This window comes from Amycolatopsis sp. NPDC039088, from assembly GCF_055598845.1.
Window position 1 is genome coordinate 171,178 of record NZ_JBVKAE010000019.1, and the last position, 10,288, is coordinate 181,465.

At 68.4% G+C, this 10,288-nt stretch carries 10 protein-coding genes; 7 read left to right on the forward strand and 3 right to left on the reverse strand.

The window, feature by feature from the left end; translation table 11 throughout:
- Window positions 1-67 precede the first annotated feature (67 nt).
- Together ACZ7KI_RS24510 and ACZ7KI_RS24515 are read left to right on the forward strand one after the other, a co-directional pair.
- Complete coding sequence (locus ACZ7KI_RS24510; RefSeq protein WP_470275419.1) at window positions 68-1,306, forward strand: MFS transporter; 1,239 nt, start codon at window positions 68-70, stop codon at window positions 1,304-1,306.
- Window positions 1,303-2,286, forward strand: a complete 984-nt coding sequence (locus tag ACZ7KI_RS24515) for a TolB family protein (protein WP_470275420.1) — start codon at window positions 1,303-1,305, stop codon at window positions 2,284-2,286. Before ACZ7KI_RS24510 ends, ACZ7KI_RS24515 begins: the two co-directional genes overlap by 4 nt.
- Here the strand turns inward: ACZ7KI_RS24515 and ACZ7KI_RS24520 are convergent.
- The 3 genes from ACZ7KI_RS24520 to ACZ7KI_RS24530 all read right to left on the reverse strand — a co-directional run bounded on the left by ACZ7KI_RS24520 (window position 2,264) and on the right by ACZ7KI_RS24530 (window position 6,088).
- A complete protein-coding gene (locus ACZ7KI_RS24520) occupies window positions 2,264-2,449 on the reverse strand; it encodes an alpha/beta fold hydrolase (protein WP_470275421.1) in 186 nt (61 codons plus the stop codon). The genes ACZ7KI_RS24515 and ACZ7KI_RS24520 overlap by 23 nt on opposite strands.
- A gap of 142 nt (window positions 2,450-2,591) precedes the next feature.
- A complete protein-coding gene (locus ACZ7KI_RS24525; RefSeq protein WP_470275422.1) occupies window positions 2,592-3,725 on the reverse strand; it encodes a metallophosphoesterase in 1,134 nt (377 codons plus the stop codon).
- 101 nt (window positions 3,726-3,826) lie between these two features.
- Window positions 3,827-6,088, reverse strand: coding sequence for an ATP-binding cassette domain-containing protein (locus tag ACZ7KI_RS24530; RefSeq protein WP_470275423.1), 2,262 nt, complete (start codon window positions 6,086-6,088; stop codon window positions 3,827-3,829).
- A gap of 78 nt (window positions 6,089-6,166) precedes the next feature.
- Between ACZ7KI_RS24530 and ACZ7KI_RS24535 the strand changes: the two genes are divergently transcribed.
- The 5 genes from ACZ7KI_RS24535 to ACZ7KI_RS24555 all read left to right on the forward strand — a co-directional run bounded on the left by ACZ7KI_RS24535 (window position 6,167) and on the right by ACZ7KI_RS24555 (window position 10,199).
- A complete protein-coding gene (locus tag ACZ7KI_RS24535; protein WP_470275424.1) occupies window positions 6,167-6,949 on the forward strand; it encodes a TetR/AcrR family transcriptional regulator C-terminal domain-containing protein in 783 nt (260 codons plus the stop codon).
- Between the two features lie 10 nt (window positions 6,950-6,959).
- Window positions 6,960-7,391, forward strand: a complete 432-nt coding sequence (locus ACZ7KI_RS24540) for a nitroreductase/quinone reductase family protein (protein ID WP_470275425.1) — start codon at window positions 6,960-6,962, stop codon at window positions 7,389-7,391.
- A 109-nt stretch (window positions 7,392-7,500) separates the two neighbouring features.
- Window positions 7,501-7,974 carry a pyridoxamine 5'-phosphate oxidase family protein gene (locus tag ACZ7KI_RS24545; protein ID WP_470275426.1) on the forward strand — a complete coding sequence of 158 codons (474 nt, stop codon included), beginning with the start codon at window positions 7,501-7,503 and terminating at the stop codon, window positions 7,972-7,974.
- A 30-nt stretch (window positions 7,975-8,004) separates the two neighbouring features.
- Complete coding sequence (locus ACZ7KI_RS24550; RefSeq protein ID WP_470275427.1) at window positions 8,005-9,552, forward strand: sensor histidine kinase; 1,548 nt, start codon at window positions 8,005-8,007, stop codon at window positions 9,550-9,552.
- Window positions 9,549-10,199 carry a response regulator gene (locus ACZ7KI_RS24555; protein WP_470275428.1) on the forward strand — a complete coding sequence of 217 codons (651 nt, stop codon included), beginning with the start codon at window positions 9,549-9,551 and terminating at the stop codon, window positions 10,197-10,199. The genes ACZ7KI_RS24550 and ACZ7KI_RS24555 overlap by 4 nt, the downstream gene beginning before the upstream one ends.
- Window positions 10,200-10,288: the final 89 nt, after the last annotated feature.

Here is a 10,288-nt window from a genome sequence, read left to right on the forward strand (position 1 = left end):
TCAGGTGCCGGGTCGCGGCTCGTGTGCACCGCGGCCCGGCACCTTCTCGCGGCGTTGGAGGTCTCCCATGTACATAGCCACCAGCAGGGCGGCGGTGGACGTACCGAAAAGCAGCGGTGTGAAGCGGGCCGTCACCGGGAACGTCGTCGCGCTCGGCCTGGTCAGCCTCGTCACCGACATCTCGTCGGAGATGGTGACCGCGGTCCTCCCGCTCTACCTCGTCCTCGGTCTCGGCCTGAGCCCGCTGCAGTTCGGCGTGCTCGACGGCCTCTACTCCGGTGTCACCGCCGTGGTCCGGCTCGCCGGCGGGCATCTCGCGGACCGGTGGCAGCGGCTCAAGGCCGTCGCCTGCTTCGGTTACGGGCTTTCGGCGCTGGGCAAGATCGGCCTGATGCTGGCGGGCTCGTCCACCGTCGCGATCGGCGCCGTCCTGGCGGCCGACCGCACCGGGAAAGGCGTCCGGACCGCGCCGCGGGACGCGCTGATCACGTTGAGCAGCGACCCCGAACATCTCGGCCGCGCGTTCGGTGTGCACCGCGCGATGGACACCTTCGGCGCGTTCCTCGGCCCGCTGGTCGCGATGGCCGTGCTGTGGCTCAGCCTCGGCAGCTACGACTCGGTGTTCTTCACGAGCTTCTGTATCGCCGCGATCGGCGTGATCATCCTGCTGGTGCTGGTCAAGGACCACCAGCCGAAGCCGGGTGCCGAACGGCCCAAGGTCTCCTTGCGGGAAACCGCGGGCTTGATCCGGCAGGCGTCGTTCCGCCGGATCTGCGTCTGGGCGGCGTTGCTGGGCCTGGTCACCCTCAGCGACTCGTTCCTCTATCTCGTCCTGCAGCGCCGATGGGATCTCGGCGCGGTCTTCTTTCCCTTGCTGCCGCTGGGAACCGCGGGCGTGTACCTGCTGCTCGCCGTACCGCTGGGCAGGCTTTCGGACCGGATCGGCCGCTGGAAGGTGTTCCTCGGCGGGCACGTCGCATTGGTCGTCGCGCTGCTGGCACTGCTGGGACCGGTGGACGGCGGCGTCCTCGCGGTGCTGGCATTGGTACTGCACGGTGTCTTCTACGCCGCCACCGACGGGGTACTGATGGCCGCCGCCGGACCGCTGCTGCCCGAACATCAGCGGGCGAGCGGGCTGGCCCTCGTGCAGACCGGGCAGGCGACGACGCGGATGCTCGCGTCCATCCTTTTCGGACTGGCGTGGACCGCGTGGGACCTGCGCACGGCGGTCTTGGTCGCCGTCGGCGCGCTGGCCGTCGTGATCGTCGCGGCCGCCGTCATCCGTCCTTTGCGGACATACGCGTGAGGGCGCGGATCGTCGGGGTGGCCGGGGCGGTCGTCCTCCTGATCGCGGCCGCCGTCGGCTACGGCCTCTACTCGCGGGACCGCGGCCCGGCCGTCAACTCCGTGGCCGTCGTCACCGGGCAGCCGGTTTCGGTACAGGCGAAGGGACAGCTGCTGTTCCGCAACACCGCCGAAGGCCCCGACTTCGGCCGTCTCGCCACGGTCCCGGCCGACCGGCCGGGCGAACCCCGGAAGGTGGCCGGGCTCAGCTGTGACCGGTTCGCCGCTTCGGCGGGGACCGCGCTGTGCCTGGCCGCGCAGCCGGGGGTGCTGCCGCCGATGACCGACGTCATCGTGCTGGACAAGGACCTCAACGAGATCCGCCGGGTCGAACTGCCCGGCACACCCAGCCGCGGCCGGGTGTCGCCGGACGGGAAGCTCGCCTACTGGACGTTGTTCGTCAACGGGGATTCCTATGCGGAGACCGGGTTTTCGACCAGGGCCGGAATTCTCGACCTGAGCACCGGGAAGCTGATGAAGAGCATCGAGGAGATGGGGCTCCTGCTCGACGGCAAGCCGTACTACGCGTCCGACGTGAACTACTGGGGGATCACTTTCGCCCCCGACGGCAAGCGGTTCTACGCAACCGTGGGGACGAAAGGGAAGACCTACCTGGTCGAGGCGGATTACGAGACGCTCGTCGCGAGGATGATCCGGGAGAACGTCGAATGCCCTTCACTCTCGCCGGACGGTAAGCGGATCGCCTTCAAGAAGCGGGTTTCCGTCGATCCCGCGACGCCGTGGCGGCTGGCCGTCCTCGACCTGGCTTCCGGACAGGAGACCTTGCTCGCCGAGACGCGCAGCGTCGACGACCAGGCCACCTGGCTCGACGACCGGACCGTCGCGTACGGGGTGGACTCGGGGATCTGGGCGGTGCCGGCCGACGGGAGCGGGGCGGCGCGGCTGGTGGTCGAGCGGGCTAGTTCGCCTGCGGGCGTGTAGCGAAGTACTCGATCAGGACCGGTGCCGCCGCTTTCGGTTTGAGCATATGCGTCTGGCCGTCGATCGTCCGGTGTTCGGCGCCGGGGACGGCCTTGGCGAGCGCGGCGACGCCGTTGCGGACCCACGCCGGGCTCTTGCCGCCGTCCATGACCAGCGTCGGCATGGAGACGCCCGCCCAGCGCCCCTCGGGCAGCGGGGTGCCGTCGTGCAGGCCGTCGAAGAGCGCGGCGTCGTAGGGCAGGGTCGCCGCGACCTTCTTCAGCTTCGGCCAGGTCGCAACGCCCGAGGACGTCGCATTTAGCGGACTAAACGCGCTTTCGCAAGGTCAGGAGGGTGATCTCGCTGGGCGCGAAGACGCGCAGCGGCGGTCCCCAGAAGCCCGTGCCCCGGCTCGTGTACAGCTGGGTGCGCTCGCCGTGGCGAGACAGACCGGCCAAAACCGGCTGGTCGAGCCGGACCAGGAGATGGAACGGCCAGATCTGACCGCCGTGGGTGTGCCCGGAGATCTGGAGGTCGATGCCGGCCTCGGCGGCCTGCTTGACCTGCTTCGGCTGGTGGGCGAGCAGGACGACCGGCGTGCTCGCGGTGACGCCGTCGAGCGCGGCCGGCAGGTCCGGGCCGTGACCGGGGAGGCCGGAAGCGGCGCCCGTCGGGTCGTCGATCCCGGCGAAGACGAGCGTGTCCCCGCCCTGGCGCACCGGCACGTGCCGGTTGTGCAGCGGTTCCCAGCCGAGGTCGCGCATGTGGTCGAGCCAGGCCTGCGCCTCGCCGAAGTACTCGTGGTTGCCGGTGATGTAGAACTTGCCGAGTTTGGCGCGCACCTTCCCCAGCGGCGCGACCTGGCCCTCGCGTTTGGCGACCGAACCGTCCGCGAGGTCGCCCGCGTGTGCCACGACGTCGGCGTCGAGTTCGTTCACCACCTCGACGACCTTCTCCGACCACCTCGTCCGGTTCAGCGGGCCGAAATGCGTGTCGGTGATGATCGCGAACCGAAGACCGTCGAGCCCGGCGCCGAGCCGGGGGAGGACGACGTCGAGCTCCTTGAGCCGCGGAACGCGTCTGGCCTCGACCATCCCGTACGCCGCCAGTGCCACGAAGGCCGCCACGACGACGCCGGACACGATCTCCGCCGCACTGTCCACTCCGGACAGCGCGAGCACGAGCCGCAGCACGTTTCCGAGTACGGACAAGGAGAACAGAAGCCAGATCAGGCCGAGGGCGAGGTCGCCGATCTTCGCCGCGAGGTCACGTTGCCACGGACCGTGGCCGAGGACCATGCACGTGGGCATCGCGAGCACCGCGACGGCGAAGACGATCGTGCCGAGGTACTCGAGCGCGGCCGGGAGTTCGGGGGAGCCGACGACCGTCCACCACGGCACCCCGAACAGCAGGGCGAGGGCGGCGACCAGCGTGACAACGCGGATGAGGATGCGGGGCATGATGTCGGCCAGACTAACAGACCATTGGTCTCTACCGCCGTTCTCGCTGAGGGCGTCTCAGGGTTTCACCTGGTGGTGTTCGGATCGAGCGCGTTACCGCCTTACTCGCCCACGTAAGCGCGCAGGTGCTGTGCCGTGAGGGTGTCACCGGAAGCGACCAGATCGGCCGGAGTGCCGGTGAACACGACCTCCCCGCCGTCCACGCCGGCCCCGGGCCCGAGGTCGACGATCCAGTCGGCGTGCGCCATCACGGCCTGGTGATGTTCGATGACCACCACCGTGTTCCCGTCGTCCACCAGCCGGTCCAGCAGTGCCAGCAACTGGTCGACGTCGGCGAGGTGCAGTCCGGTGGTCGGCTCGTCGAGGACGTAGGTCGCCGACTTCTCCGCCATCCGGATGGCCAGTTTGATCCGCTGCCGTTCCCCGCCGGACAGGGTCGTGAGCGGCTGCCCGAGCCCGAGGTAGCCCAGCCCGACGTCGGAAAGCCGGTCCAGGATCGTCCGCGCCTGTCCCGAGGGGAAGAATTCGCGCGCCTCGGCCACCGGCATCGCGAGGACCTCGCTGATGTTCTTGCCCCGTAGCCGGTACGTCAGCACTTCCGCGGTGAAACGCTTGCCCTCGCATTCTTCACAGACCGTCGCCACTCCGGCCATCATCGCCAGGTCGGTGTAGATCAGCCCGATGCCCTTGCACTTCGGGCACGCGCCCTCGGAGTTCGCGCTGAACAGTGCCGCCTTGACGCCGTTGGCCTTGGCGAAAGCGGCGCGGATCGGGTCGAGCAGGCCGGTGTAGGTCGCCGGGTTGCTTCGCCGCGAACCGCGGATGGCCGACTGGTCGAGCACCACCACGTCGTCCCTTGTGGACAGTGAGCCGTGGATGAGCGAGCTCTTGCCGGAACCGGCGACCCCGGTGACCACGGTCAGCACCCCGAGCGGGATGTCGACGCTGACGTCCTTGAGGTTGTGCCGGGTCGCGTTCCGGATCGGGAGCTGCCCGGTCGGCGCGCGGACGTCGGTGCGCAGTCGCGCGCGGTGGTCCAGGTGCCGCCCGGTCAGCGTGCCCGACGCGCGCAGTCCGGCGACGTCGCCGGTGAAGCAGATCTGCCCGCCGTTCGGCCCGGCGCCCGGTCCGAGGTCGACGACGTGGTCGGCGATTTCGATCGTCTCCGGTTTGTGCTCGACGACGAGGACCGTGTTCCCCTTGTCCTTCAAGAGCAGCAGCAGGCCGTTCATCCGCTGGATGTCGTGCGGGTGCAGGCCGACGGTCGGCTCGTCGAAGACGTAGGTGACGTCGGTGAGGCTGGAACCCAGGTGCCGCACCATTTTCACGCGCTGGGCCTCACCACCCGACAGTGTCCCGGATTCGCGATCGAGGCTGAGGTAACCGAGGCCGATCTCCACCAGCGAGTCGAGGGTGCCGCGCAGGGTCTGCATCAGCGGGCCGACCGACGGATCGTCGAGTTTGCGGACGAAATCGGCCAGATCGCTGATCTGCATCGCCGAACAGTCCGCGATGTTCAGCCCGTCGATCTTCGACGACAGTGCCGCCTCGTTGAGCCGGGCGCCGTCACAGGCAGGACACCGTTCGAAGGTGACCGCCCGGTCGACGAACGTGCGGATATGCGCCTGCGTCGCCTCCTTGTCCTTCGCCAGGAACAGCCGCTTGACCTTCACCAGCAGGCCTTCGTAGGTGGTGTTCATCCCGCCGAGCTTCATCTTGGTGGCGGGTTTGTACATGAAGTCTTCCCACTGCTGAGGCGTGTAGTCCTTCAGCTTGACGGCGGGGTCGACGAAGCCGGATTCCGCGAGTCCCTTCCAGTACCAGCTGCCCGGTGTGAAGTTCGGGACGGTGATCGCCCCTTCTTCGAGCGAAAGCTCCTTGTCGACCAGCTGGTCGACGTCGATGCTGGACACCTTGCCGAGGCCCTCGCATTCGGGGCACATCCCCTCGGGCAGGTTGAAGCTGAACGCTCCCGAAGTCCCGATATGCGGCTGTCCCAGCCTGCTGAAGACGATCCGCAGCATCGTGTGCGCGTCGGTCGCGGTGCCGACCGTGGACCGGGAATTGGCCCCCATCCGCTCCTGGTCGACCACTATCGCGGCGCTCAGGTTCCGCAGCGCGTCCACGTCCGGTCGCCCGACCGGGGCCATGAAGGATTGGATGAAGGCGGTGTAGGTCTCGTTGATCAGCCGCTGCGATTCCGCGGCGATGGTGCCGAACACCAAGGACGACTTCCCGGAGCCGGAAACACCGGTGAAGACGGTGAGACGGCGTTTGGGGATGTCGACCGAGACGTCGGCGAGGTTGTTCTCTCTGGCTCCGCGCACCTGGATCATGTCGTGGTTGTCGGCGGCCGAAGGCATGGCTCTCCCCTGATTGGAACTCTTTAGCCTGTAAAGTGAGGGTAGCAGAGGTTAGTTTATGCTGTAAGGAGTTTGCAAGTGGTCGTCTACGCGGCGCAGGGAGACCCTCGGAAGTCCATGGCCCTGCTGTGGCGGATGGAGCAGGCCGACGTCGAGCGGCCGGGACCGAAACCGGCGCTTTCGGTGGACCTGATCGTCGACGCCGCCATCGCGATCGCCGACGCCGAAGGCATGACGGGCCTTTCGATGCGCGCGGTCGGTGACAGGCTCGGCCGGACGGCCATGGCGCTCTACACCTACGTCCCGAGCAAGAGTGAACTGATCGACCTCATGTACGACAAGGCGCTCGCCGAACTGCCGGCCTCTCATGAGGGCGACGATTGGCGGTCCGACGCCGCTCGGTGGGCGTACGACCTGTGGGACTTCTACCTCCGGCATCCCTGGGTTCTGCAGGTCTCGCAGGCACGGCCGGTGCTGGGCCCGCACGAGTACGTCGTGCTGGAGTCGCTGGTGAAGATCCTGCGCCGGACCGGCTTGCCGCCGGTGGTGCTGCGGCGGCTGATCAGCGCGCTGTACTCGTGTGTCCGCGAGCCCGCCAGGACGGCCGCCGAGTCCCGGTCCGCGGAGAAGGTGACCGGCCAGACCGACGACGAATGGTGGTACGCCCGCTCGGCGCTCTTGCGTGAGGTGTCGCCGGACTTCGCCGAGCGGTTCCCGACGCTGACCTGGATGGAGAGCGAGCAGGCGTTCCGGATGGAGGACGAGACGGTGTCGTACCTGGAGCAGGAGGCGAGGGAGGCCTTCGAGATCTCGCTGGCCGTTCTCCTGGACGGGATCGAAGTCGCGATGAAAGCGGAGTAGTCTTCTCCGCATGCCCAGTGATTTCGCCTTGAAGACCATGAACGCCGTCCACCGCGTCATCCAGAAGGTCAGTGGCGGCCGCGCCGGCTGGGAGGTCGCCGGGATGACCGTCCTGGAACTGACCACCATCGGCCGCAAATCCGGTCAGCCGCGCACGGTGCTGCTGACTTCGCCGCTGCGCGAGGGCGACGCGTACGTCATCGTGGCCTCCCGTGGCGGCGACGACCAGCACCCCGCGTGGTTCCTCAACCTCCGCGACAACCCCGAGGTCCAGGTCACGCTGAAGGGCGAGGCCCCGCAGCCGATGGTCGCGACCGTCGCCGACGGCGAGCTGCGGGCGCGCCTGTGGCCCAAGATCACCGCAGATTACAAGAACTACGCGCAGTACCAGACCAAGACCGAGCGGGAGATTCCCGTCGTGCTGCTGGCGCCGAAGGCGTAACGTCCGGCATCCCCCGCGGGGGCCGGGTACATCGGCCCTACCGGCGAGTCGGTAAGCCGGGGACCGTGGACCTCGAAGCCAACTGGGCCACGAGAACGCGGGGACGCCGATGCCAGACTCCTTGGGTCTCGAAACGCTCGATCGCGAGCAGTGCCTGTCGCTGCTCGCGGGTACCGGGCTGGGCCGGGTGGTGTTCACCTCCCGGGCCCTGCCGGTGATCCAGCCGACGCGGTTCGCCGTCCACCACGGTGCGATCGTGCTCCGGACGCCGTCACAGAGCGCGCTGTTCGCCGGAGTGCTCGACAGTGTGGTCGCGTTCGCCGTCGACGAGTTCGCCCCCGACCTGGGATCCGGCTGGTTCGTCACCGTGCTCGGCCGCGCCTCCGAGGTGCGTGACCCGATCGTGATCGACGAGCTCGCGACCCTGCCGTTGGACTGCTGGACTGGTCAGGCGGACGCCCGGTATCTCCGGATCCCGATCGAGTCGGTCACCGGACGGAGGATCCTCGGCGCTCGGAGTAACGAAGCGCGGTCCGTGATCGACGCACCAAGTGAGCTTTCCGGGCGCGTTTGTCATTCCTGACCCCACTGCCCGGGGAGTTACTTCGGGACGGTGACGCCAGTGCGGCGGGTGAGTGCGGCGAGTAACGCCAAGGCGCCCAGGATCCTGGACGCGGTGGCCGGGATCGCCCACGATCTCAGCCTCTCCGACGTCCTGCGGCGGATGGTCGAGTCCGCCTGCGAGCTGACCGGTGCGCCGTTCGGCGCGCTGAGCGTGCTCGATTCGGACGAGTTCATCCGCGTCGGTGACGCCTGGGAGTCCCCGCCGTCGGAGGCCGAGTCCCGCGTGATGCCCATCCGCATGCGCGGCCGCATCTTCGGGATGCTGTACCTCCCCCGCAAACCGGAGGGTGAGGAATTCACCGAATCCGAGGTCGACCTGCTCGTCGCGCTCACCGCGGCGGCCGGTGTGGTGATCGAGAACGCCGCGCTGTTCGACCAGGTGCAGCGGCGCGAACGCTGGCTCGAAGCCTCCTATCACGTCACCGGCGCGCTGCTGGCCGACCAGGATCTGACCGCGACCCTGCGCCTGATCGCCGAACGCGCCCGCGTCGTCGCCGGAGGCACCGCGGGGGCCGTGGCCCGTCCTCGCGGCGACGGGATGCTGGTCTTCGAGATCGTCGAGCCGCCGGGTCCCGACGCCGACAAACTCGCCGGGATCGCGGTGCCCATGGAAGGCACCGCGACCGGGATGGCGTTCACCTCGGGCAAACCCGTCGTTGTCCGGGACTACGGCGAAAAGGTGCTCGAGTACCAGGGTGACCGCGCCGCCTCCATGCCCGCGGTGATCAAGGACCTGGACTCCACGGTCGCCGTCCCGCTGATCGTCGGCGACGAGAAACTCGGCGTGCTGCTGGTGGCGAAGTTCCGCGACAAGACCCCGTTCTCCGCCTACGACGTCCAGCTCGCCGAGACCTTCGCCGCGCATGCCGCGCTCGCGGTCGAATTCGCCCGAGCGCAACAGGACCGCCAGCGGCTCGCCGTCTTCGAGGACCGCGACCGGATCGCCCGCGACCTGCACGACCTGGTGATCCAGCGGCTGTTCGCGATCGGACTCGGCCTGGAGGGACTCGGCAGGCTCGCGGGCGAACCCACCGTCGCCGAACGCGTGACCGGATTCGCGCACGAGATCGACCGCACGATCCGCGAGATCCGCAACAGCATCTTTTCGTTGCAGGAACCCGCCGAGGCGCAAGGCAGTCTCCGTTCGGAGCTACTGCGCGTCGCGCTCGACGCGGGCTGCGCGTCCGAACCGAGAGTAGGGTTCGAGGGGCCGCTGGATTCGACCGTGCCGGACACGGTCCGTTCCGATCTGCTCGCGACACTGCGCGAATCACTGTCCAATGTGGTCAGACACGCCGCGGCGACGGCGGTGTCGGTCGACGTCTCGGTCGACCGCGACGGGCGGTGGCTGAAGCTTTCGGTGGTGGACGACGGCGTCGGCATGCCCGCCGAACCCGGCCATCGCAGCGGGGTGGCGAATCTCGCCGAACGCGCGGCCCGCTGGAACGGGTCGTTCCTCGTCGAGGCAAGGCCGGAAGGCGGGACGAGGCTCGACTGGTCGGTGGCACTGCCGGCCCGAGAGGGGAGTGTGGGATGACGATTTCGGTGTTCCTGCTGGACGATCACGAGCTCGTCCGCACCGGGCTGAAGACCGTCTTCGAGGCCGAAGACGATCTCACGGTGGTCGGTGAGGCGTCCACGGCCGCCGAGGCGTTCGTCCGGATCCCCGTGGTCAAACCGCAGGTCGCGGTGCTCGACGTCCGGCTGCCGGACGGCGACGGGGTCACCGTCTGCCGCGAGATCCGCTCGTCCGTCGAGCCGCCGCCCGCCTGCCTGATGCTGACGTCCTATTCGGACGACGACGCGTTGTTCGGCGCGATCATGGCGGGCGCGGCCGGGTACATGCTCAAACAGGTCTCCGGTGGCGCGCTGGTCAAAGCCGTCCGCACGGTCGCGACGGGCGGATCGCTCCTGGACAGCACGCTGACGGCGTCGGTGATGAACCGCCTGCGCGGCGACAGCGCGCTGCCGGACCCGCGCTACGAACAGTTGAGCCCGCAGGAGCGGCGGGTGCTCGACCACATCGCCGACGGGCTGACCAACCGGCAGATCGCGGAAAAGCTGTACCTGGCGGAGAAGACGGTCAAGAACTACGTGTCCTCCTTGCTGCACAAGCTCGGCTTCGAACGCCGCACCGCCGCCGCCGTCTACGCTTCCCAACGCCGCAAGCCCACCACTTATTGATCCGTAAGGCAAATGTGGCGTGGTCAGTCTGCGGCGTAGCGGACTTCTTCCTTGCCGAAGAAGGCTTTCACGTGGTCGGGTTGGTTCTG

Bases quoted from the DNA above. Each gene is read 5' to 3' on its own strand.
- ACZ7KI_RS24510 (WP_470275419.1), top strand. From the start codon at position 68: ATGTACATAGCCACCAGCAGGGCGGCGGTGGACGTACCGAAAAGCAGC.
- ACZ7KI_RS24520 (WP_470275421.1), bottom strand. From the start codon at position 2,449: ATGCCGACGCTGGTCATGGACGGCGGCAAGAGCCCGGCGTGGGTCCGC.
- ACZ7KI_RS24525 (WP_470275422.1), bottom strand. From the start codon at position 3,725: ATGCCCCGCATCCTCATCCGCGTTGTCACGCTGGTCGCCGCCCTCGCC.
- ACZ7KI_RS24530 (WP_470275423.1), bottom strand. From the start codon at position 6,088: ATGCCTTCGGCCGCCGACAACCACGACATGATCCAGGTGCGCGGAGCC.
- ACZ7KI_RS24540 (WP_470275425.1), top strand. From the start codon at position 6,960: ATGCCCAGTGATTTCGCCTTGAAGACCATGAACGCCGTCCACCGCGTC.
- ACZ7KI_RS24545 (WP_470275426.1), top strand. From the start codon at position 7,501: ATGCCAGACTCCTTGGGTCTCGAAACGCTCGATCGCGAGCAGTGCCTG.
- ACZ7KI_RS24555 (WP_470275428.1), top strand. From the start codon at position 9,549: ATGACGATTTCGGTGTTCCTGCTGGACGATCACGAGCTCGTCCGCACC.